Genomic DNA, 23,707 nt, shown 5'->3' with positions numbered 1-23,707 from the left:
TCTTGAACGATCACCCCCTGCGCATAGAGGTGCTGGTCAACAGTCCAGGCCCCCACGACCAGGTGCGCATCCGCGAGCCGTTCAAGGCGCTTCAACAACAGGGCCTGGATTGCCGCATCCACGAACGGCCATTTCGCTTTAGTAGCTGTATCCGGCCCCACAGCCTGGTGATCTGGCAGAGGCCCCTGCCAGAAAGCCGCCAGCGCCAGTGGGAACACCTGCAATGGCTCAGGGAGCGAGGTTGCCTACTGCTCACCGAATGGGACGATCACCCCGACCTTTTTCCCGAACCGATCCAGACGCCGCTGCGGGCCATAGCCCTGGCGCCACTGCAGCTCTGCCACGCACTACACACCTCCAGCCCGCGGCTGGCGAATGCCCTCAGGCCCCTTCAACCGCTGGCCCTGGTGCTCGAAAACAGCATTGCCCAGCTGCCCCCCCTGGATTTAGCTAAACACACTCGCCCACCGCTGCGGCTGTTGATCGCCAACCAAAACCGCAGCGGCGAACACCAGGCCATCAGCCAGGCCCTGGCCGAATGGGCAAAGGCCGATCCCTCCTTGCAGCTGGTGGTGATCGGCGATCGGGCCCTGGCCCAGCGGCTGCCGGCCCACCAGCTGGAGTTTCACCCGACCCTGCCCTATCAGCACTACCGGGCCGTGCTGGCCAGCTGCCAAATCGCCCTACTGCCGCTCGAGGCCACGGAAGCAAACGCCTGCAAAACACCGATCAAGCTGCTCGAATGCGCTGCAGCATCCGTGGCCACAGTCTGCGGGCCCGGGCTCTATAGCCTCTGGGCCCCGGCAGGGGTAACCCGCCTGGTGACAGGGCTGGAGCAGGTGGTGCCAGAGGCCCGTTCCCTGGCCGAAAATCCGGCGGAACGCCGAGGGCTGGTGGCGCGAGCCCACAGCTGGGTGGGCCAGCAGTGGCAACTGCAGGGCCAACTGCCCTGGCGGCTCTGGCTCTACCAAGAGCTCTGGCGGCGGCGGCGGGCCGTGGATGCCCGGTTGGTTGAGCGTATAAACGCTTACCCCGCGCTCTAGGTCAAGATCTCTTCGATCTGCTGATCTGCCTGCTCCATCGCAGATCCCCAGCCATCCAAGTGGCTGCAGCGGGCAAGGCGCATGCTGCCGTAAAGGGGGGTGAACGCGCCCTGCTGGCCCCAGCGCCAATCCGCCGGCACCCCCAGCAGCAGGACACAGGGAATACCCATGGCTCCGGCCAAGTGAGCCACAGAAGTGTCCACACTCACCACCAGATCCAGCCCATCAAGGCATTGGGCCGTGGCCAACCAATCAGCACTCTGCAGGCCTGGCTGCAAAAGGCCCGCCCCCATCTGAGCCGCCACTGCTGGATGGTCGTGGCCCTCCAACTGGAGGCTAATTAGCTCAAGCCCATGCAACTGGCGCCAGCGCAAGGCATGGGTCCAGAGCTGATCAAACGGCACATCCCGCACCCGGGCACTGCGCTCTGGCTGGGGGGCTCTGTGGCGACCTGCGCTCCAGACCAAGCCAACTCGCCTAGAAGGCGAGGCTCCCCGAATCACCTGCCGACGGCGCAGCCAGGGGGGTCTCGCGGGGCTGTCCAGGCTGGGCCATTGCTTGAGGAGCATCGGCAGAAAAAACAAACCAAGCTGGGGAATTCCCTCACCCCATGGGTCAGCCTGCTCTGGCATTGGCTCCACACTCACATTGGCGGGAAGGTGCAGGCGCTCCTCCACCAAAGCCATCAGCTGCGGCCTTAGCCAAAGGCGCAGTTTCTGGCAGCGAGCTGCCGCATCTGGCAACCAGGCCAGATTTTGGATCGAATCGCCAAAACCTTGATCCTCCCAAACAAGCAAATCCCGCACAGGCTGACCACACCAACGACTTGCACAACGGCCTAAATCAAGCCAATCAGCAACATCGCTAAAGGTCGAGGCCATCAACAGATCCAGGCCCTGGCGATCATCTGGCTGCAGCAACAGCCGATAGATGCCCAGGTTCAGCAATATCAACTGCAGCTGGCAACTCTGCTGCAGGTCAGCAAGGCGCCTACCCACCAGGTCGGCCACAGGAAACAGCCGCCAGTCGGGTGCCACCTGACTGAGAAACAAATTGAGAGCTTGGTACTGATCCGCCAACGCCTGCTCCAACTGGCCCAGCCTGTGATGGCAGATTGCTCGGTTGGCCAAGGCCATCACCGATACACGACGCTCGAGCTGCCGCTGCACGTGCTCCAGGGCCCGCTTGGGTTTGAGCAGATATAGGTAAAGCTCACAGGCGCTGGCGTTTAGAAGCTCGGCTTCATCGTCGGTGAGGGCCGGCTGGCGCAAGCCCTCTTGCAACCAGAATTCGGCCTGGGCCCCATCTAGCCTCGCCAGCTCCAATAAAGCGAGATTGTTGTAGGTGCTCGGGCGCTGAGGATCCAGGGCTAGAGCCCGCAGGTAGGCCCGCCTGGCCTGCTCCGATGCCGCCAAACGCTGGTGAATCCTGCCAAGCCAATGCAGCAGCCCAGCATCCATCTCTGCCCCACTTCGCATCAGGAGCATGAGCTCCGCCAGGGCCTGGGGCCAAGCCCCCTCGGCCTCCAGGCGGGCGATTTGATCGCTGGACAGGGGCACAGCCATTGGCCGATCATTACAGCCTATGGCAAGCCATACACTGGCCCCAAAGGGCTAAAGAGATGCGAATTCTGCTGGTAAATCATGGCACCGCAGGCGATTGGGGCGGAGGCGACGGCGTGCAGATGCGCGAAACAGGCAAGCGGCTAATGCAACGCGGCCACAGCGTGGAATTGATAAATGCCGATCGATTTAACCCGGCCGGATTTGATCTGGTGCACATATTCAACTGCCGGGTACACCAAAGCTTTGAACAGCAGCTGCTCAGCTGCCACCAAGCCCAGATGCCGGTGGTTGTTTCACCAATCTGGGTATCGATCGCCCGGGCACTATGGGGAAGTCGCGGCAGCGTGGGGCTCCTAGAGAAAGCCGCAGAAGAAGGAGCTGGGGCCGCCCAGCCTCTTCTCGATCAATTGCGGGAACGCCGCCTTACGGTGATGCTCCCGAACGGCCACATCCAGGCCAGCGGAGATGGCAGCTGGGATCAATCTGGCCTAAGGCTGGTGGCCCATCTGCTTAAGGGGGTGGATGGTCTATTGCCAAACAGCTGGCTGGAGCTCCAGGCGGTTCGCAGCGATCTCCACTGGGATGGTGACTGCTTCGAGGTAGCGCATTACGGCGTAGATCCAAAACTATTTCTCGATGCTGACCCCTCGCCTTTTCGTGAACGTTTCGGCCTCACCCAGCCGTTTGTGTTGCAGGCGGGCCGCATCGAACCAGCCAAAAACCAAGCGATGCTCTGCTGGGCCTTACGGGAGACAAATCTACCAATCGTGTTGATCGGCAATGGTGACCACTGGCCCAGCTACCGAGAGCTCTGCCAGCGCATCTATGGCGAGAGGCTTCTGGTGATTGATCACCTGCCCCAAGAACAACTGGCATCTGCCTATGCGGCCGCTGCGGTTCATGTGCTGCCCAGTTGGATGGAAACCTGCGGTCTAGTGAGCCTGGAGGCAGCCCTCGCAGGCACTCCACTGGTGGGCAGCACCTTTGGCCATGAACTGGAGTATCTAGGCAAAGATGCCTGGTACGGAGATCCAGCAGACCCAACCAGCATTAAGCGAGCAGTGCTTGAGGCAATCAAGGCCGGCCCTCAAAGCCGCCAGGCCTTGAGCATGAAGAGAAAAGTGCTAGAAAAATTCAACTGGGAGAAAACCGTTGACGCTAGCGAGCGCCTATACCGCCGAGTATTACAGAAACGAAGCGCTAGCGAAAACGCTTAACACCATCTAACTGCTTAATGAACATATCGCTGAGCAGGGTAATGACTGGCCTAGAACGCAGCCTTATATTGGCAGTAACGCCCATACCACTCTGCAAATTCAACTTATTTTCCCCTGAAAATACGCCTTGCTGCCTTAAAGTAACAGTTGCAGGAAATCGGTATTGCTGGGACTTTGGATCAGGAGGAAGGGCGTCAGAGCCAATCTTAGTAAGCGTGCCATTTATGTAACCAAATTCTCCTGAGGGGAAAGAATCAATAGACACAGTTGCCGGCAGACCAAGCTTCATAAAGCCAATATCCGCATCACTAATTTCTACAGATGCCTGGAGGCGATTTGCAGGAACTAGCTTAAGCACTGTTTGATCTGCATTAATTACGGCGTATCTATAAAGCTTAGAATCAAAAACTTTTCCAGCAATTGGTGCTCGCACTGTGCGATAGGAAAGATTTTCTCGGGTAGCAACGAGCTCAGCCTTTAAATTGAGAAGTTGTCTATTAATTTCATTTAGCTGCCCAGCCGCCTGGCCAACACTTTTCACCCTTTCTTCCTCAAGGCTGATCACCTCTGTCCTGATTGCTTGAACCTGATCAAGCTGGGTAAGATACTGATTACGGGCTATACCACCATTTCGAAATAAAACCGTTAAGTCCTTGGCAATTCGCTCCTGAAGAAGCAGAGACTCTCTGCGACTGGCTAACCGCGCAGATATCTGGGAGAGCTGGGACCGCAATTGGGTGATTTGCTGACGAGCTGCACTAAGCTGGGAAAATAAAACAGGATTGTCAACCAAAGGAAGGGGGGGAATTGGCTTGAATTTGCGTGGATCACCCTCACTCTGCAGGATTCCCTTAATTCCTTGAGCCTGCAACTCCAATAGGCGAATAGTAGTAATGGTGGCCTGCCGACGGCTTGCCAGCCCCTTTGCCTCCACATCAAAAAGGGGGGTACCTACATTTACAATCTGGCCGTCCCTGACATATACCTTGCTAACAACGCCCCCACTGGGGGAATCCACCTCTCGGACACTGCCGGCTGGTTCTAGCCGCCCGCGCAGGGATACGGTTTGATCCAGTCTGGCCGTGAAGGCCCAAATCAAGCTGCCGCCCAAAAGCGCTGTACATAACCAAATCAAGGCGGAAGACCAATGGGTTCCCTGTTCTACATAGGAAGAACTTCCCTCCCAAAGTTGCAGCTGGGGGTTTGGGGTTTTTGGGTTGGTGTTGCCATCCGCAGGTGAGGGGTCAGTCAAGGTCGGCCTCCTGCTGGCTGTAAAGGGCAAAATAACGGCCCTGCTGGTCGAGCAGCTGTTGGTGGGTGCCCAACTCGACTAAGGCACCAGCCTCCATCATCAAGATCAAATCGGAGGAGCGTATTGTGCTGAGGCGATGGGTAATGAAAAACACGGTAGAACCTTCAAATACCTTCTTTAAATTGAGACATACTTGGCGTTCGGTAAGGTAATCAAGGGCACTAGTTGCTTCGTCCAAGATTAAAAGATCCGGGCGCTGAAGAACTGCGCGGGCAATGGCAATGCGCTGTCGCTGACCACCGGATAGGGCGCTACCCCTCTCACCAACCCGGCTTGCATAACCCTGGGGCAACTCCATGATGAAATCATGGGCACAGGCAACCTTGGCTGCAGCTGCTATTTCCTCACTGGTTGCATCTGGAGCAGTAAGGGCAATATTGTCGCGCACCGAGCCATCAAACAGCAGGCTGTCCTGGGGCACGATGCCAAGCTGGCGGCGAATTGAACCCAACTGCAACTTGGCGATGTCGTAGCCATCGATCAGGATTCGACCGGCCTCAGGTTCATAGAGGCGCGGCAACAATTTCATGATAGTGCTTTTGCCGCTGCCGCTCCGACCAACGATGCCCACAAAGGCTCCGGCAGGCACCTGAAAACTGACATTCTTCACCACCAACGGCGAGCCTTGGTTGAAGCGGAAATCGACATTCTGAAATACCACTTCTCCAGCAACAGGCGGAAGCGGTAGCTGATCAAGCTCCTCATCTGATCCCTCAGGAGCAGCATCCACCACATCGCTGAGGCGCTCGATCGAGAGGGCGACCCCTTGGAAACTCTGCCAACTAGTAGCTATATTTATCAAGGGGCCCACCACATAGCCTGAAATAATCCGAAAGGCAATCAATTGGCCGATGGTGAGCTGGCCCTTGATAACCAAAAAAGCACCTACCCAAAGGGTTATCAAACCACTCAACTGGCTGAGAAACTGACCGGCCGTACCCGTGGAAACTCCTATAAGCAAGGTACGAAAGCTTTCACTCATGAAAGAGGAATAGCTGCGCTGCCAACGCCAACGCACCGTATTTTCTGCATTCTGGGCCTTGATGGTTTGCACACCATTGAGGGCTTCCACCAACATGCTCTGGGTGGCGGCATTCTTCTCTGCCGCCTTCCTCAACTGGCTCTTGATAGCCGGAGAAGCCAAATATGTTAGCCCTAAAAACAGGGGGATTACACCCAGGCTTACGGCCGTTAGTACACCACTGTAAAAAACCATCACCGCCACGTAGATGATTGAAAAAACCCCATCCAGCGCCAGGGTCAGCAGGTTGCCAGTGAGAAAGTTGCGGATGTTGCCAAGCTCGCCCAGACGGGTTTGCAATTCCCCTACGGGCCGATGATCGAAATAGCGCAGGGGGAGGCGCAGCAGGTGCTGGATCACCTCGGCACCAAGCACGATATCAATCCTATTGGTAGTGTCTGCAAATAGGTAAGTGCGCACCGCACCCAGCAGGCCTTGGAATAGGCTAACAAATACTAAAACCAGGCCGAGGGTATAAAGAGTATCTAAATTCTGCTGGCCAATCACCTTGTCGAAAATCTGCTGCATCACCAGCGGCTGGGCCAAATTTAAAAGCTGCAGCACCAGGGATGCAACGAGCACTTCAATCAGACTGCGCCGATACTTACGAATTTGTGGGAAAAACCAAGAAAGACCCAGTTTTTTGCGTTGAGTATCGCGTCCAGGCTGTAATAGCAAGACCCGTGCCCCCCCACGATCTGAAGTGAGTTGACTGAGGGGCAACTTCACCCGGCCATATTCAGGTACAACTGCTTTTATCTCGCCCTTGCTGATTTCAAAGATGATCGCCGGCTGCTCCAACAGCAGGGCAAAGCAGGGGAAGGCTGCGCGGGACAGCTGGACCTCTGGCAGGTCAGCCATGGTGCCGGTGAATCCCATCAGGGTAGAGAGATTGCCAATCAACTCCAGACTTGCGGGCCGATCCTGAAGGGTGTCGCGGGCAGCCCGCTCGATCACATCCCTACGGAAGGGGGCGCCGTAAAATTGGGCCAGCATCTCGAGGCAGGCCATAGTTTGCCCTAGGGGGCCAGCCCCGGTGATTTCTGGCACCAAGCGGCCATTCAGCCGCAGGGGCTGGGCAGCGCCGTCTACTTGGGGTGCCGGTGCTGCAGCGGGCTGGGTAAGGTCTGCATAACGGTCGCCACTCCATAGGTCGGAGCTACTGGGCAGGGTCGCCAGTGTTGGTGATACAGGCGTCTCTACCAGCTCTTGCCACTGGGCGGATTCCACCCTCAACAACCGCAGGGGCTGTCCCACGGGGATGGCCGCCAACCGATCAGCGTCCACGGGCTCGCCTCTCGGCACGGACCCCTCCAGGGGCTGGGAATCCCAAAGCCAGATGGCCCCGTCCACGGGCAAGCTACGCAGCTGGGGGTCGGACACCACCCGAATGCCTGGCAACATGCGGCGCAGGACCTCCCGTTCATTGGGCTCGGCCTGGGCACGGGCCCGCAGAGCGGGCTGCAGCACTCCCATCAGCTCAGCGGGAGAATTAGAGCGAGCCAACCAGCTGCGAAATGCCTCGGATTCACCCTCAAGAGTGTAAAAATCTTCCGCAGCAAAGCCAATCAGTTTGAGCGGGGTGGCGGCAGTCAACCATTCACAGGGGTTGCGGCAAACCAGCCCAGCCCAGCCCACCAAATCTCCTGGCTGAGCGTAAGCCAGGGTCACCGGCCGGCGCAGACCTGGATCGTTATGCAGGAGGCGTCCTCGACCCTCCACGATGCAGAAGCATTGCTCGGGCATGCGGCCCGGGTGCAGCAGCTCCTGCCCCACCGTGCAATGGAAAGGTCGGGCCCGCTCGGCCAGCCAACGGAGCCAGTCTTCTCCCAGATCCTGGAATGCGGGGAAGCGACCGAGCAGCCCTTCAAAAGTGGCGGATGGGTTAGCAGTCATGCAGGTCGATCGTAATTGAGGGGGTCGAGGGGCTCCCCACGCAGATACCTCTGCACCCGATCTTCAAGCAGCTGATCCAACTTTTCCTGAAGCAGACGCTCACGCGTTACCTGATCAAAACGGGCAGGGGTGAGCTGCTCCAGGCGCAGCAAAATCTGCCATTGGCCAAACTGCTGAGGGGGGCTGAGCTGTCCTGGCCGAAGGCTGCGTAGCGAGGTGGCCAGCTCAGGGGGCTGCAGCCTGCCGATTTCCATGGGCCCCATCACCCCCTTGCGCTGGGCTTCAGGGCCCTCGCCAAATTGACTGGCCACTTCCGCAAAGGTGGTTTCCTGTTCCTCAAGGCGAATCCACAGTTCATGGGCCAGGGCCGCATCGCTCACCCGCAGGAGTGAGTAAATGACTTCATCACGGCTGCCCTGGCATGCCAAGAAGGCCTCCTCCAGGCCTGGCCCAAATAGCTGGCTCGCAAAGCGGCGCAGGGCTTCTGCCCGGCAGAGTTGCAAATCAAGATCAGTGGAGTGCCAGCCCTTTGCACGGAGATAGGCCTCCAAATCCTGGTCCCCCAATAGCTCCTGGCGCTGGGCATCTATCCAATCCTGGGGCAGGTCAACACAGTTAATGATTGCCTCCTCCTGCTGGCGTCGCACTAGTTGCGGCAAAAGCTCCATTCGCCTCACCAGGGCCAGGACCTCGTCATCCGCCAGGGGAGCGCTGGTTGTATTCAAAGTCGGCTACCTCTACTTTCAGCCACTAAGGCCCCCACATCCAAAAGCAGCATCTCATCTAGGGCAGCTTTGAGTTGCTCCACCACAGAGAACCAATCTCCATGGGCGGTTTGGCGAAAAAGCCGCATGGATGGATACCAGGGTGAATGCGAACGGCCCTTGAGCCATCGGAAATCTGCATTTTGAGGCAGCAGCAGCCAGATGGGGCGATTCAGGGCCCCGGCGAGATGGGCGACGGCCGTATCCACACTGATGATCAGATCAAGCTGTTGCAACACGTGGGCGGTATCGGAAAAATCACTGAGGCGATCACGCCAATCCGTGAGCCGAGGGTGGCCCAGCCATGGGCTCAGCTGCTCCGCATCGATGCCAAATTGGAGGCTATGGAGATCGATCAAATCGAGATCGGCAAGCTCAAGTAAGCGGGGTAGGAGCAGATCCGCGGGCAAGCTTTTGTTTTTATACATCGCCTTGTTATCCGGGTTTGAGGCCCATACCAGCCCTACTGCAAGCCCCCCTGGCGGGGGAGGTACCCGCAAATGATCCGGCGTGGGATCGTTGGCGCGCAGGTAGGGAACCTGGGCTGGCACCGAATGCAGCTCGGTGTTGTAGAGCATGGGCAGGCTCATCAGGGCCAAGTGGGGGCGCTGATCAGTGGCTGGATCGGTGCTCCCCAAGGGCAGTACCCGCTCACCCAAACCTGTCCAATCCTTAAACAGCTTGAGCATCTGGCGCCGAGCCAGAAACAAGTAGGGAACGCCAGATGCCTCCAGAAGGTTCAGATAGCGACAAAATTGAATTGAATCCCCCAAGCCCTGCTCGCTCCACACCACCACAGGCGGATCGCCGGCAAGGGGAAGCTGCTCAAACTGACGAATCTGAAGACCAGAAGTGGGGATCTGAACCTTTTCAAAATCCTTGCCGTTAAAACGGGCTTCGTAGTATTTCCAGCCCTCCTGGAAGCGGCCCAGCAGAAGGTATGCCAGAGCAAGATTCCAGAGGGAATTGGTAGAACTGGAATCCAGCTCCACACCCCTCTCCAGGAAGTGGATGGCCTGCTCTGGCTGCAAGACGCTGATCAGTGCATTGCCCAGATTTAGGTGGCTGGGGGCATGGTTGGCATCGAGACCAATGGTGAAGCGAAAGCAACGTTCTGCCTTCTCAAACTGCTCCAGGCCATAGAAAGCAAGGCCCAGGTTGCACCACACATCCGCCTCAGCCGGATCGAGCCGAAGGCTTGTGCGCAGGGGCGCTAGGGCCTCTTGGTGGCGGTTTTGGCTGCAGAGGGCAATGCCAAGGTTGTGCCAGCAGGCAGCTGCACAGGCATTAATGGTCAGGCTGCGGCGATAGCACTGTTCAGCCTCCTCGGGCTGGTCCTGCTTGAGCAGGTTGCCAAGGTTGTAGAGGGTGTCAGAACGATCGGGCTCCAGCTCGAGGGCACGGCGATAGGCCTGCAGGGCCCTGGCCTCCTGGCCAGGGAGCTGCCTTGCCACCATCCCGCAAATGTTATGATAATCCGCGATCGAAGCACAGGCCTCAATTGCGGAGGGCTGGACTAGGGCTTCAAGGGCTTCGCCGTAGCGCTGCTGAAACCAAAGGGCCAGAGCCTCGAGCATCGCCCAGCGGCCATCGCCTCCCGCAGCAAGGATTTTAGAGGCCTCGAGCTGGGCATCAATAGCCGTGAGTTTGCCCGCACAGAGATCCTCCATCCGCAGCAGGGGAGCAGGGTCCGCTCCATAGGATGCGGCTAGCTGTGGAGCCTGGGTGTCTAGCAATCCGGCGAAGGTAAGGGAAGAAGCCTGGCGAGCCCACAGCCAAGGGGATATGGCAACTGCGGAGCAGCATTACCGCGTGCTGCTGGAGCAGCATGCAGAAGTGGATGAGGCAGTGAATCTGGGGGCTCTGTTGCGGCAGGCCGGCAGAATTTCAGAAGCCAGTGCACATTATCACCACTGGCTCGGCCTATTTCCCGGCCACCAGGGCCTAGCCCTCAACGCCGTGAATTGCTGGCTGGAAAGCAAAGAGTTTGCCGCGGCCCAGGCCCTACTTGAACCCCTAATCCAGCAAAACCCTGGCGAACCAGCCCTTAGACAGGCCATGGCCCAAACCCTTTTGGCGGCTGGCCATCCCCAGCTGGCCGCCGACCTACTGAGGGTGCTGGTGCGGGAACAGCCCGACCGGTGTGAAGCCTGGATCAATCTGGGTATATGTCAGGCCCGACTGGGGCATCTGGGGGAAGCACTGGCCGCCTTTGAGCAGGCCCATGCCTTGGATCCAAGCGATGCCCGCATGGCTGCTAATCGCATCACCGTGCTGAAAGACCTCGGCAAACTCAAGGAGGCTGGCCAGCTCTGGAGCGAACTGCCATCGGAGCAACAAAACCAGGCGGACGTGCGGGGGGCCATGGCCGGGCTTTGGATGGCCCAGGCCAATTTTGAACAGGCAAGTCAACAATTAGCCCAGCTAGCCAAAGAGCAACCCCAGCAGGCGATCCATTGGCTCAACTGGGCGGCCTGCCTGAGGGGCCTAAAATTCAGCCTGGCTCCCCATCAGATCCTGCAAAGGGGCCTGCAATGGCAACCGGAAAACTCTGAATTGCAGCAGGCCCTCGGTCAGAGCCTGGCGGAACTTGGCCAACTGGCCGCCACCAGACGGCTCTGGGGGCTTTGGCCCCTCCAAGAAGACCAGCTCAAGGATGGGCAGCTATTTAGCCGCCAGTTTCTGGGGGCCAGCTATGACCTGATACAAGCGACAGCAAGGGCAGGACAAGCCCGCCAATGGGAAGATCGCCTGAAAAAAAAAGGAATCGGCAGGCTCTGGCCAGATTTGTTGTTGGAGCCGATTGAAGGCCGGCGGCTGAGGGTGGGCTACCTCTCCTCCGATTTTTGCAACCATCCAGTGGGCCGATTTCTGCTGCCGGTGCTGCAAAATCACCGCCAAGAGGAAGTGGAGCTATGGGCCCTGAGCTGCGGCCCCCATCAAGATTGGATCAGCGAACACCTACGCCACAGTGTCGAACACTGGCTGGATTTGCGCTTCCTCAACGACGGCCAGGCCGCCCGGCTGGTGGCTGATCAGCGGCTGGATGTGCTTGTGGAACTTGGCGGCTTCACCGGCCACAGCCGTTTGGGGCTGCTGGCCCAGCGCCCGGCACCAGTTCAGCTCAGCTACCTGGGTTATCCGGCCCCCACCTACCTAAGAGAAGTGGACGGCTGGCTGGGCGACAGCATCCTTTTCGGTGGACTAGGACCCACAGACAGCGAAGCCCATCGACTGTTGGAAATACCTGGCGGCTATATGGCCTTTGATCCCGGCGGTGAACTGCCGCTACCGGAGCGCTGCGACAGCCCAAAATTTCGCTTCGGCTGCTTTAACCACGCCCGCAAACTCACAGCGCCCACGATCGAACTGTTCTGCGCCGTAATGGCGGCGGTGCCCCAGGCCGAGCTGGTGATCAAGAGCATCAGCTTCCATGAGGAGGCTGAGCGGGATCGGATCCGCCGGCGCTTCGAAGCAGCTGGGCTGGTCCCAGAAAGATTACGGCTACTGCCCTGGGTAGAGGGAGGTCTGAACCACCTGCTGCGTTATAGCGAAATGGATGTGGCCCTCGATCCAATCCCCTATGGCGGAGCAACCACCACGGCGGAAGCCCTATGGATGGGAGTGCCGGTGGTGGCCCTAGCGGGTGCAGGCATGGTGGAGAGGCTGGCGGCCAGCCTGTTGGTGCATGGCAATCAGCCCCAGTGGCTTGCCCACAGTGAAGCTGAATATCTCCAGATCGCCCAAGAACTTGCCGCAGCGGGCCTGCGGCAGCGCAAACAAAGAATGGACCTTCGTCTAGAGCTACAGGCCTCACCCCTGGCTGATGGAGCCAGACTGGCCAGCCAACTCGAACAGCTCTACCGGCAAATGCGTCAGGAGGTTATCGGCCTGTGAGGGCCGCTACATGCATGGCGCTGAAGGCCTGCTCAAGGTGGTCCATCAGATCAACCGCATCCCCCAGGGGGCTCTCGGCAAGTCGACTGCGCCAGTGCTCCCGCCTGCTGCGCAGTTCCACCAGCCGAGCTGCCTGCTCCCGGGCCATCCGCACGTAATCAGCCTCGGAGGAGCAAACCCAGCTTCCCAAACCCGCCCCCCGCAGTACGGCGGTGCTCATGCGGCCCACGTAGGTGTGGCCCTCCAAGGTGATCACGGGCACCCCCATCCAGAGAGCTTCACAGGTGGTGGTGCAGCCCCCATTGGGCAGCGGATCCAAGGCGATATCGATGTGGCGGTATTGCTGGAGGTGCTCCTCCGGTGTAGGTGCTAACGGCAACCAGAGCACCCGTTCGGGATCCAGGCCAGCGCGCAACATGCGGCGTCGCAGCAGCTCCTGGGTGCTGTGGTCGCCTTTGGCGTTGGCCTTGAGCACCAGCTGGGCCCCAGGGACAGCCGAAAGCACTGCACCCCAGAGCCTCAGGGTGCGATCCGAGAGCTTGCGGTTGTGGTTGAAGCTGCCGAAATGCACCGGACCACCTGGCGGAGAGGCTATCTTCGCCATAGCCTCCGGCAAAGCGGCGGCGGGTTGCCAGGCCAGGAAGGGGCGAGGCAGGCGCCAGAGGGTTTCCGTATGCCACTCGCTGGGATTAGTTGGAAATAGCTCCCCATCCCCAAGCCAGTAATCCATCTCAGGAATGCCCGCAGAGGCGAAATAACCGAGGTAATTCACCTGCACCGGCGCCAAACGGGCAATAAAGCCAGCCATGAAATTGCCCCCGGTCCAGCCGGAAAGATCTATCGCCAAATCGGCCTGCAACTCGCGGATCGCCGCCACCCGCTCGTGATCACGCACGGATGAAACATCCACCAGCTCAAGATCCGGCAGAGCATGAAACAAATCGGCACAGGATTCGCTGCCATGGTCTGTCACGCTCACCACCTGATGGCTATGGCGGCGGCGGCCATTGGAGGCATCAAGGAAACCCAAAAGAAATCTGCTCACCGGGTGGGGGCAGAGATCGGCGGTGATCCAGGCGATGCGCAGGGGCCGATTAGTGTTCGCCACTGGGCATGGAAAACCGGGACCTGCATGACGGTGCTTGGCATAGGCCTCGGTGGGCTCGATCGCCGCCTGGATCCGGCACAAATGGGCTGGATAGCAAGGGGATTCAATGCTGGCCAGGTGCATGGCCAGGTTGCTGTGCAGTTGCAGATCGGCAAGAGGGTTTTCGGTGAACTTCGGTAGAAGGTGGGTCAACCAATCTGCATGGCCCATTTGCTCATAGGTGCTGATCTGGTTTGCCAGATTGATGGGGGTGGGCCGAACCGAAGCCCACGCCTGCTGAAGTAGGGCCGACCGGCGGGCCAAGCCAGGCTGACGTTGGTAAAGCTTCACGGTGGTGACATGGCATAGCAAATCAGGATGCTCGCCATGGCGTCCAATCGCTTCCCGGGCTAGGGGCACAACCAGGGGTGCCTCGCGGGCATCAATCACCAGCTCCAACAGCTGCCCCATCAGGGGGCGATGCTGGGGAACACGCTCCAGTAGGGGGCGCAACAGAGTCAGGGCACGGCGGTGCTCACCTTGCATGGCCAGGCTGCGGGCCTGCAGCATCATGGCCTCCATACTGGGCGGCTGGGGCAGCTGATCCAGGAGAGCTTGAGCCTCCCCAAAATGCAGCCGCTTGAGCAGCAGGGCGATGCGCGTGAGCCGCAACATCAAGGAGGAATCCTCCCCTGCCCAGATGGAAGATCCTGCAGCGTCAATTGAACTGAGATCACCCTGCTGCAGCCAGTGCTGTAACAGCAACCACCGGGTGTAAAGGGCCTGGGGGTGGGCCGCATTTAGGCGCTGCAGCAACAACTTAAAATTGCAGCGATCTCCCTGCTTAAAACGCAGCACGGCCAGCAGCGTTAGGGGTTCAAGGCCAGCCGGCTGCTGCCGCAGCCAATCGAGCAAATGCGTTTCAGCCACACTGGCCTCTCCGACTCGAACCAGCACTGCCAAGGACCGGAGCATCTCATGGGAAGGCTGAAGGGGCTTTGCCAAGGGTTCCCGGACCAGTTGATCTGGCCAGGCAAGCAGAATCGTTTCCAACAAAAAAGGGGCCCGAAGGCCCCCAAGTGTAATAAAGCGGGTGCAGTGGATCAGCCGAAGGCTGTGATCACACTGCTTGCAACAGTTGTGAAATTAATGTAAAGACCATTAACATTAGTGTTTCCGTTTGCACCACCAGTCATACCAGCAATGAAGATAGAACGCTGATCCGCACCAGAACCCATCGAAACCAATGAAGTACCAGCATTAAACGAGAAGGCTGAGGTTGACCCATAAGAGGAGTCAGCCGCAACTGTTAATACTAAGCCTGTACCAAAGGCATTTGTTGAAGCACCAGCCGTCCCAAACAAGAAGTTGAGAGTGTCGTTACCTGTATTAGAGCCAAAGTAGTAAGTTGCACCTGCCAAATTGTTTAGCGTAGACGAGCCCGTAATATTCGAGAAAGTAACACTATCGTTGCCAGCACCACCAACTATTGAGGTGTTTCCAGAAGCGAAATACGAAGATGTGCCAGCTGAAGCTACGCCACCAGAAATGAAGTTGAAACTATCACTACCGGCTCCACCTGTAAACAGGGATCCAGTAACTAGACCACCAAAGCTGAAGGTGTCGTTAGCAGTACCACCTATCAGCGAAGCCGCTGAGAAGGAGCCACTATTCGTGATCAACCCAGCTGTATCTGTGGAGCCATAGACGGAACTTGCGTTCACAGCAACACTGAAGGCCAAGGTGTCAGCACCAGCACCAGAGCGAATGGTGGAGTTGCTCACCGTTGCACCGAACTGGAGGGAGTCGATTCCAGCGCCTGAATCGATGGAAGCGCCTGTGACGCCGCCGCCGAAGGCAAAGGAGTCTGCACCAGCACCACCAAGCAATGTGCTGGCAGTGAAATTCGCACCACCGGATACAAAGTTTGCTCCTTCACCCATATCGACACGGCTACTACTTGCCGAAGTCACCAGGAGTACCGTGTCATCACCGGCTGCGCCATAAACGCTGGCTGCACTGATGGTGCCAAGGCTGATGGAGTCATTACCGCCAGCTGTATCGGTAGCGGATGTATCACCGAATACGCTGCCGCCCCAGAGCTGCTGGACCGTGATTAGGTCATTGCCAAGGCCAGCATAGAAGCCTGCAGAGGCATTGGCTCCAGCACCAGAACTATTGATGAAAATGGTGTCGTTACCGACTCCGGCATCAACAGTGCTACTTACAGCGGAGCCCTCAAAAAGCATGTAGTCATTACCAGCAAAACCAGAGACACTGGTCTGAATTATTTGACCAGTGGCACCAAAACCTACAAACAAAGTATCGGCACCTGCGCCACCAAAAATGCTTGAGGTTTGGATCGTGGAGTAACGAATATCGATTGAATCATCTCCGGTCAGAGTGCCGGTAGAATCACTACCATAAATCTGAGATCCAATAATAGTATTAGTACTACCGGACCCACCAAGTAGTATGGTGTCGGCGCCGAGGTTGCCCGAGATGGTGGAGGTGGCAATACTTGCGGAAACGGAAGAAGCAGCAGTGATCAGGTCGTTGCCCTGGCCGCCGTAAACCGAGCTCGCAAGCACACTCGAGGTGATGTTGATTTGGTCGTTACCGCCATTGCCCTGCACAAAGGAGGCCGTGACAGATCCAGCAATGGAGATGGTGTCTGATCCATCAGAGGATGTATCATCAATAGCACCGCCGTAAACAGTGGCAGCCCTGAGGTTGCTCAGGAAAGTCAGGGTGTCATTGCCCAGGTTTCCAGTAATGGTGGAAGAGCTGACGCTTGTAACTGCGCTGATCCAGTCGTTTCCTTGGCCGCCGTAAACGGCAGAGGCCCCAAGAATTTGACCGGCGACATAGAGCGTGTCAGCGCCGCCGTTGGCGTTGAACAGGGCTGCTGAGATCGATCCAGAAATGCTGATCGAATCAGCACCATCGGTGGAGGTGGCTGTGGAGTCACCGCCGTAGATCGTGCCGCCAATGAAATTGTTAGATACCTGAATCGTGTCGTTGCCGGCACCGCCAAAAAGGGCAGTGGCGGTGGGGGCAGAAGTAAGGAAAAGGGTGTCGTTACCATCGCCACCGCTCAGGGTGGAGGTGTTGAACGAAACAGTCAGACCGAGGGAGTCGTTGCCATCACCACCTAGCACTGATGCGGAGGTGGTGTCGGAAGTGAAGTTGACGGAGTCGTTGCCTGATCCGAGATTGACAATGTCGTTGGTGCCGCCACCGATCACAAGGTCGTCACCGGCTAAGGCAACAATGGAATCCGCTCCGGTTGCCCCCAACAGGGTATTGGCGGTGTCTGTTCCGAGAATGGTGTTGTAACTGGTGGTCATTTGCGTTTCGGTTGAATTTGGTGGGTGTTGTGGACTTGGGTCTCCTCACAACCGCACCCACCAAGGGGGCGGCGTGTGCGGCATGCAGACAGCACGCAGCAGCACATTTATACCTCATCAGCTTTCTAAAGAAAAGCTGAGTGGGCAGTTTGGTCACTGTTTAGAGACAAAAGCGCAGACCAAGAGGCCAGCCCCCCAATTGACGTGAATCCTAGCGCTGCCTGAGCCGCCCCCTTTGCGAGCCTCTCGCGTTGGGACTGGTCGTCGAGCAGCTCAGCAATGGCCTGGGCCTGGGCCTCGGGGCAAAAGAAATCAACCAACCTGGCACTCTTGCCATCAGTAAGCACCTCCTGCACCGGTGCGGTTGCACTCGCCACCAGGCAGCAGCCGGCTGCCATCGCTTCGATCAGGCTCCAACTCAGCACAAAGGGCACGGTGAGGTAAAGATGCACATCGCTGCAGGCAAGCAGCTGGTGATATTCCCCCTCCTGCAGGGGGCCTAGCCAATGGGTGCGGGCATCATCAAGGGGAAGCTCTTCACGGGCCCAGGCACCCCAGCTGCGCCCGTCGCTGCGACTGGCTCCATAGGCCACCTGGTCGGAGCCAGCGATCAATACGTGCAAGTTTGGCCTGCGCGCCTGGAGCAGGGCAATTGCCTGCATTGCCTGGGGAAAGCCGCGGTAATCCTCAAAACCCCGGCTTACGTAGGTGAGGATTTCCAAGGGAGAATCCTCAGGCAGGCAGGCAGGGCGGGGCAGCCCAGCGCTCCGCAGCTGGGAAAGCCTCTGAACGTCCACACCCTCGTGAATTACCTGCAGATGGCCACGAAGATGCTCGGGGAATTGTTGCCACTGCCATTGGGTTGGCACCACACCAATGTGGCAATGGGCTAACTCAAGCAGGATCTGGGCATTCCAGGTACGCAGGCGCATGGCCCGATCAGGTTCCACATCGCCGCGGCGAAGGAAATCCACATCGGCTCCATGGGAGTTGTAATACCACTCAAACAAGCCGATCCGGCGGGCTTGGGGGAATAGATCACTGAGGTAAAAGCCGTTACCAAAGCCCACATGGTTGAGAATGAAATCAGGCTGCCAACCTTCTTGGCTTAGGGCGTGGCAGGCGCGATAGGCGGCCTGACCCTGCAACACACAGGCCTCGAACCTTCTCAGATAGGGATGTAGGGCCTCAGAGCCACCGACCCGGTGGGGCTGGTAGGTGATCAGGCGCACTCCGGGCCCGGGGGCCTGGGCATGCCATTCCTGCTGTTGTGCCACAAATACCACCTCGTGGCCCTGTTCCGCCAGGGCAGGAGCCAGCCGGCGAAATTGGGATGGATAGTTGTTGTGGGATATCAGGATCCTCATGGCAGCTGCCCCAGCCCTCAGGCTTGGGCAGCCAAGGGCTGAACAAAAATTTCTTGATAGGGGCTAAGCAACCAACCAGGAATCTTCTGTTCCGCCCCGTCAACGCGCATGCTTCCAGGGGGAAAGAGCAACATCGCCGCCAGGAAAGCGTTGAGGCTGCCAGAGGTGCCAAAACCACCCCCTTGGCTAGGCTGCAGCCGCCCGGTGACCTGTTCCTTAATCCGCTCCTCCTCGGAGCCTAGGGCCTCATTCTGAACTCCCGATCGCACCATGGCCCAATAGCGATCACCCAGATCCGTGGCCCAGAGCTGCTCCAACTGGCCTTCAGAAGTGCGCAGAATGGAATTAATTAACTGCAGACGCAGCTGACGTAGTTCGTGGAGGATTTCCTGATCTTCGGGGTCGATGTAATAAAGGTTTGACAACCCCAGCATGCGATTGAGCTGGATCCGATTTCCCACCAATTCCTGCAAGGTTTCGGGAAAGCTGCCGAAATCTGGTTGGGGGAGCTGGGTGGCTGGTAACACCTGGCCGTCGCTGGCAGCTTGCTGAACAGGTGCTTGGGATCCCTGCCCCTCATAGAGTTCCAGATAGGCGGGCAGAAGCCAGGCGGGCAGGTTTTGCTGGGGGTTAGCGATCTTCATCAGGCCCGGTGCTGAATAGAGCCAGTTGGCCAGCAATAGCTGCAGGGCAAGGGGGGTCTGGAAACCTGCCTGCAGCCTTTCACCGATGGCATTACGCAATGCCACCTGCTCAGCAGTGAAGCTGCTCTGGGGGTGAAGCTGACGCACCAGTGCCTTTGTGGCTTCCCCTAGGGGGGAGGCCCAAAAACTGGGAAGAAGATCATCGGGAGCTGCCAGCCAAAAACTCGCCAAGGCGTCACGCTGATCCAGGGCTGCACAGCTGGTGGCAGACCAGGCCTGATGGGGTAGATGCACGTTTATGAAGCCGATATATCAAAGATAAATTATCGCCTGCGGCTGGTTCGAAATTCCTGTTCAGCCAGCCAAAAGGTCAGCAGGGCCATCAGCGCACCCATCAGCAGGGGTGCCAATAGCACCTGGGCCACCCAGTACAACCCCTTACTCAGCATCCAGGCCAGGCAAAGTAGGTAGGGCAGCAAGCACAGGCTGGGAAACCACCAGCGCTGCCAGCGGCTCAAAATCAGGCGATGGCGCAATCGCACAGGTAAGGGCAGATGGTTCATCGATGCTTCCGCCATAGGTCGTGCAAAAGAGCCGGTTGGTCGTGCTGGGAAGCGCTGGCTTGCAGCAAGCTCCATATGGGCTGGCGCTCCTGGCGCAAGGCCACCGGGAGGTCAGCAAGCATATTTTCATTGGCCCATCCGATCTCAGGTGGCGTCGTACTTGCATAGCCGCGGAAGGCCCGGACCGGATCCAGGGCCAAGGGAGGAGGCTGGGGGCTGCAATGGGCCACCTCCAGAAGCCGTCGATCGGCCAACTCCTCAAATAAGGCCTCGTATTGAGCCATCACCACTTGTTGGGCAAAGCTTTGTTCGGCCCGCTGGCGGGCGGCACGGCCCATGGCCGCCGCCATTGGCGCATCCTCAAGCAAGGAAAACAGCGCCGATTCAGCAGCCCGGCCATCCACCTGCACCAATTGGGCCAGGGCTCCGGCAACGGCAGGAAAACTCTGTAGGCCGGTGAACTGCTGCCAGGCCAGCTTGGTGGAAAGCGCCGGGGCGGAAGCCGCCCAACGGCATGGCACCAGAAAACCATCTAGCCCATCTCGCACTAGATCTCGATAACCATCCCAATTAGATGCCACCACAGGCAAACCCGCCGCCATGGCCTCAGCTACGGCTAAGCCGAAGGTTTCCTGGATGTTGTCCACCAGAGATAGGGCCACATCTGCGGCGGCCAGAGCCTGCCACTTCACGGCCTCCTCCACCGGCTGTTCTCCGCCAAGCCGCACAAACCGCACCCCAGGGCAGAGAGCCCGCAACTTTTCCAGCCCCGCCGCCGCGGGCTGGACATCATCTGGGCCGCACTCAATCAACACCAGGGGCCGTGCCAACCGACCCGCCAACCTCTCAAGCAAGGCATAGCTGGGCCAGGGGTCGAGCTTGGTGAGCCACGACAGCCGCCCTAGCCAGAGAATCACCGCGGCATTAGCCGGCAGATCGAGGGCGGCACGGCCAGCGGCACGGCTGGGGAGGTTGGCCCGCATCTGGCGAATCGGCAGGGGCAGGGGAATCACCGGCAATTGGGGTGAAATGGGCTCGCCGACGAGCTGACCCGGCGCCACACGGGAAGCCAACTGCTGCCAACGATCGTGGATTACGGCCCGCACGACCTCCCTGCCAGCGGTACTGCTGCAGATAAGGGCATCCCAGGGCTGGACAGGCTCGCTAACCAGATCCTGAAGATGGGCCTGGGCTGCGGGGGTGGAGAGCGTGTGGATCTGGCCAATAAGAGAGAAGGAGGCTGGGCCGGCCTGCTGCCGCCATTGGGCCCAACGGCCGATCGAGGGATCCGGCAGAAACAGGCCACCCCATGGGGCAATGGCTTGGGGTTCCAAAAGCCCCAGGCCATGCAGTTCACCGCTGAAGCCCGCCTGACGCAACATCGGCATCAGGCTCTGCAGGCTGCTGGGCTGGGCATGGGCAAGGGCCATTGGCCTTGCCCCAGATGCCTCGGCCCAGCCCAGGAGCAATTGCTGGCCCGCCCAACGGCGGCCATTGAGCAACCCACCCCCGGGCAAAAGATCTGCGCTGGTAATCAGCGCGGGCAGGGGCTGCAAAACATGAGATTTAATAGGTTATCGGGAAGCCTAAGGGGCCGTATTCGAGCGCATGGACCTACTGCTGATCACCAACCTCTATCCCCCCCAGGAGCTGGGGGGCTTTGGCCGCTGCATGGCCGATTTCTGCTGGGGACTCATGCAAAGGGGGCATCGGCTGCAGGTGATCAGCAGCGATGCCCCCTATTTGGGCCCCTCTAGCCATGGCCCCAGCGGCGAACCGGTGAACCGCTGCCTAACCCTCAAAGGAACCTTTGAAGGGGGGATGAGATTTTTGGGAGACCGGCCTAAATGCCTGAGCATTGACCATGACAATCAAAAACTGATCAAACATTGGCTGGGCCTCAAGGAATGGGATGGGATCCTTGTGGGCAATCTGGAAATGCTTGGCCCTGAGTTGCTTTTACCATTGGTATCGCAAGGCTGCTCTGTATTGCATCATGTTGGCTTCATAACCCCACCATATCCTGCGGAATTACAGCCAATTCACGCCAATTACTTACCTGTAGCCGCTAGTCGGTGCGTGCGCAAGAGCCTTGTTGCTTCAGGATTTAATCATCAACCGATTCCTGTGGTTTACCCGGGGGCTCGCGTTGGGCTATTCGAAACTTCCTTAACCACAAATGCCCTACCACCAAAGCCACTGGGAACAGCCGCATCCCCTCTAAAAGTTTGTTTCGCGGGGATCTTAATGTCCACAAAAGGAGTGCAAACCTTGGCAGACGCTATCGTCATTTTGCACAGACAAGGAATACGTGTACAGGCAAATTTTGCAGGAAAGCCTTACCAGAAAGGCCTCCAGCAGCTCTTGAGCGCAAACATGGCCGAGGGGGGGCTAGAGGAAAATTATTTTTTCGGAGAGCTCAGTAGAACCCAACTAGCCCGTTTTCTAAGAATTCACCATGTTTTAGTTTTCCCTTCGATTTACCCAGAAGCCTTCGGCATCGTGGCTGCTGAAGCAATGGCAAGTGGCCTGGCCCTGGTTAGCAGCGGCGTAGGCGGCGCCAGTGAACTGTTTGAAGACGGAGTAAGCGGCCTGCGCTTTGAGCCTGGCAACGCCCCCCATCTGGCCCAGCAATTGAAACGGCTGTTGGATGAGCCCGGGCTCCTGGAAAAGCTGCAAAGTGTAGGCAAAGCACGCGTGCATGAGCGCTTCAGCGTTACCCATTCTGCCCAACAATTGGAAAATCTGTTCATGCATTACGGCAAAGGGGATGCCGCCTCCACCAAGGCACCTAGCCTTGGGAGCGTTATCTTTTGATCCCAGGCCATGGAAGCCTGTCGAGCCCGCTGCCCCAGCTGATTGCGCAGGGTTGGATTGGCCAAAAGCTTAAGCACCGTTTGGCCAAGATTGTTTTGGTCCTGAATAGGAACCAGCAGTCCCTGTTGGCCGTTTTTAATCACTTCAGCCACCGGCATGCCCTCACTGCCAACGATGCAACAGCCACAGGCCATGGCTTCCAGTAGGCTCCAGCCGAGCACAAAGGGATAGCTCAGATATACATGCACCCAGCCGGCCTGGAGCAGGCGAATCAACACGGGGTGGGGCACCCGCCCTAGGAAATGGATGCGCTCAAGATCTAGCTGCCCCGCCAGCTCCTCCAATAACACCTGCTTGAGGGGTAAACCTGAACTGTGGGCTCCCCCATAGCCGCCTTCGTTATCCCCCACTATTAAGGCCCGTACGGTGGGGTGCTCCCTTTGAATCACAACTAGGGACCTAAGAAACTGATCAAATCCCCGTAATCGCTCCAAGTTGCGGTTTATAAAAGTGATTGTGGGGATATGGCGGTTGATCGCAATGCCCCGCACTTCGTAACTGGCCTGGGGATCCGGACAGGCCAACGCCGTGTCAATGCCTTCATGCACCACCTGCAGCCTGGCGCCTTGGAAGACAGCAGGAAAGCTGTTGGCCTGGTGCCTGGTGGGCAAAATCCACAGGCGGGCCTTAGCAAGCGCAGTGCGGGTAAGGGCATTGCGGCCAAGCTGGGCTAAATGTTCTTCCAACCCAGGCACTGGCAGCAGCGGATCATGACCATGGCCGCCATGGTGGGGTTGTACCCAGAGTTCGGGCCAGACGATCTGGGGCACATTCGGCCACACCTGATCAATGGCAATCGTTTCCCCCCAACCGCTGTGGGCCAGGATCCTGTCGGGCCGCCAGCCCTGGGCCTCCAACTGGGCACAAAGCCTTGCCACGGCAGCGGCTCGCTCCAGCCCCTCATGCCAGATCATGCTGCCCAAGGGCAACCCCGTAGGTTTGGCCGGCTCCTGATATCGCAATATCCTGCCCGTAAGAGCAACGGGCCGCTGGTGAGAACAAATCGCCACCAGCTCATGGCCCTGCTGGGCCAGGTATGGGGCCAGCTGCCGAAATTGGCCAGGGAAATTCTGATGCACCAGCAGCAATCTCACTGCCACCCCC

16 protein-coding genes are annotated in these 23,707 nt (G+C 58.4%); 4 read left to right on the top strand and 12 right to left on the bottom strand.

Annotated features, from left to right (window positions below):
• Positions 1 to 2 precede the first annotated feature (2 nt).
• Positions 3 to 1,043: a hypothetical protein gene (locus KBY49_RS08690; RefSeq protein WP_254934392.1), complete on the top strand. Its 1,041-nt coding sequence runs from the start codon at positions 3 to 5 to the stop codon at positions 1,041 to 1,043.
• Here KBY49_RS08690 and KBY49_RS08685 read toward each other — a convergent pair.
• Positions 1,040 to 2,608 (bottom strand): tetratricopeptide repeat protein, encoded by a 1,569-nt coding sequence (locus KBY49_RS08685; RefSeq protein ID WP_254934391.1) that lies wholly within the window; start codon positions 2,606 to 2,608, stop codon positions 1,040 to 1,042. The genes KBY49_RS08690 and KBY49_RS08685 overlap by 4 nt on opposite strands.
• 56 nt (positions 2,609 to 2,664) lie before the next feature.
• Here KBY49_RS08685 and KBY49_RS08680 point away from each other — a divergent pair, with 56 nt between their 5' ends.
• A complete protein-coding gene (locus KBY49_RS08680; protein WP_254934390.1) occupies positions 2,665 to 3,825 on the top strand; it encodes a glycosyltransferase family 4 protein in 1,161 nt (386 codons plus the stop codon).
• Here the strand turns inward: KBY49_RS08680 and KBY49_RS08675 are convergent.
• Genes KBY49_RS08675 through KBY49_RS08660 form a run of 4 tightly spaced genes read right to left on the bottom strand, consistent with a single transcriptional unit; the run spans position 3,809 to position 10,554 of the window.
• A complete protein-coding gene (locus tag KBY49_RS08675; protein WP_254934389.1) occupies positions 3,809 to 5,077 on the bottom strand; it encodes an HlyD family secretion protein in 1,269 nt (422 codons plus the stop codon). The two genes, KBY49_RS08680 and KBY49_RS08675, sit on opposite strands and share 17 nt — an antisense overlap.
• Positions 5,070 to 8,054, bottom strand: a complete 2,985-nt coding sequence (locus tag KBY49_RS08670) for a peptidase domain-containing ABC transporter (protein ID WP_254934388.1) — start codon at positions 8,052 to 8,054, stop codon at positions 5,070 to 5,072. Before KBY49_RS08670 ends, KBY49_RS08675 begins: the two co-directional genes overlap by 8 nt.
• Positions 8,051 to 8,779 (bottom strand): peptidylprolyl isomerase, encoded by a 729-nt coding sequence (locus tag KBY49_RS08665; RefSeq protein WP_254934387.1) that lies wholly within the window; start codon positions 8,777 to 8,779, stop codon positions 8,051 to 8,053. The genes KBY49_RS08670 and KBY49_RS08665 overlap by 4 nt, the downstream gene beginning before the upstream one ends.
• Positions 8,776 to 10,554, bottom strand: coding sequence for a tetratricopeptide repeat protein (locus tag KBY49_RS08660; RefSeq protein WP_254934386.1), 1,779 nt, complete (start codon positions 10,552 to 10,554; stop codon positions 8,776 to 8,778). The genes KBY49_RS08665 and KBY49_RS08660 overlap by 4 nt, the downstream gene beginning before the upstream one ends.
• Here KBY49_RS08660 and KBY49_RS08655 point away from each other — a divergent pair.
• The gene (locus tag KBY49_RS08655) at positions 10,544 to 12,715 is read left to right on the top strand and encodes a tetratricopeptide repeat protein (RefSeq protein WP_254934385.1); all 2,172 of its coding nucleotides are present in this window, start codon (positions 10,544 to 10,546) and stop codon (positions 12,713 to 12,715) included. The two genes, KBY49_RS08660 and KBY49_RS08655, sit on opposite strands and share 11 nt — an antisense overlap.
• On the opposite strand, the gene KBY49_RS08650 is transcribed toward KBY49_RS08655, so the two are convergent.
• The 6 genes from KBY49_RS08650 to KBY49_RS08625 form a co-directional block, all read right to left on the bottom strand.
• Positions 12,702 to 14,777 carry a hypothetical protein gene (locus tag KBY49_RS08650; protein WP_254934384.1) on the bottom strand — a complete coding sequence of 692 codons (2,076 nt, stop codon included), beginning with the start codon at positions 14,775 to 14,777 and terminating at the stop codon, positions 12,702 to 12,704. The two genes, KBY49_RS08655 and KBY49_RS08650, sit on opposite strands and share 14 nt — an antisense overlap.
• 128 nt (positions 14,778 to 14,905) lie before the next feature.
• The gene (locus tag KBY49_RS08645; protein ID WP_254934383.1) at positions 14,906 to 17,152 is read right to left on the bottom strand and encodes a calcium-binding protein; all 2,247 of its coding nucleotides are present in this window, start codon (positions 17,150 to 17,152) and stop codon (positions 14,906 to 14,908) included.
• A gap of 125 nt (positions 17,153 to 17,277) precedes the next feature.
• Positions 17,278 to 18,519: a glycosyltransferase gene (locus tag KBY49_RS08640; RefSeq protein WP_254934382.1), complete on the bottom strand. Its 1,242-nt coding sequence runs from the start codon at positions 18,517 to 18,519 to the stop codon at positions 17,278 to 17,280.
• Positions 18,520 to 18,536: 17 nt separating this feature from the next.
• Positions 18,537 to 19,457 (bottom strand): hypothetical protein, encoded by a 921-nt coding sequence (locus KBY49_RS08635; protein ID WP_254934381.1) that lies wholly within the window; start codon positions 19,455 to 19,457, stop codon positions 18,537 to 18,539.
• A 29-nt stretch (positions 19,458 to 19,486) separates the two neighbouring features.
• On the bottom strand, positions 19,487 to 19,726 hold the full coding sequence (locus tag KBY49_RS08630) for a hypothetical protein (RefSeq protein ID WP_254934380.1): 240 nt from the start codon (positions 19,724 to 19,726) through the stop codon (positions 19,487 to 19,489).
• Positions 19,723 to 21,282, bottom strand: a complete 1,560-nt coding sequence (locus KBY49_RS08625; RefSeq protein WP_254934379.1) for a glycosyltransferase — start codon at positions 21,280 to 21,282, stop codon at positions 19,723 to 19,725. Before KBY49_RS08625 ends, KBY49_RS08630 begins: the two co-directional genes overlap by 4 nt.
• A 52-nt stretch (positions 21,283 to 21,334) precedes the next feature.
• Here KBY49_RS08625 and KBY49_RS08620 point away from each other — a divergent pair, with 52 nt between their 5' ends.
• Positions 21,335 to 22,543 (top strand): glycosyltransferase family 4 protein, encoded by a 1,209-nt coding sequence (locus KBY49_RS08620; RefSeq protein ID WP_254934378.1) that lies wholly within the window; start codon positions 21,335 to 21,337, stop codon positions 22,541 to 22,543.
• On the opposite strand, the gene KBY49_RS08615 is transcribed toward KBY49_RS08620, so the two are convergent.
• Positions 22,483 to 23,682, bottom strand: a complete 1,200-nt coding sequence (locus KBY49_RS08615) for a glycosyltransferase (RefSeq protein ID WP_254934645.1) — start codon at positions 23,680 to 23,682, stop codon at positions 22,483 to 22,485. The genes KBY49_RS08620 and KBY49_RS08615 overlap by 61 nt on opposite strands.
• Between the last annotated feature and the right edge of the window lie 25 nt (positions 23,683 to 23,707).

Origin of the sequence: Cyanobium sp. WAJ14-Wanaka, from assembly GCF_024345375.1 — a bacterium.
Classification (GTDB): domain Bacteria; phylum Cyanobacteriota; class Cyanobacteriia; order PCC-6307; family Cyanobiaceae; genus Cyanobium_A.
Note: the sequence above shows the minus strand (reverse complement) of the source record. Positions and strands in the feature narration are given on the sequence as shown.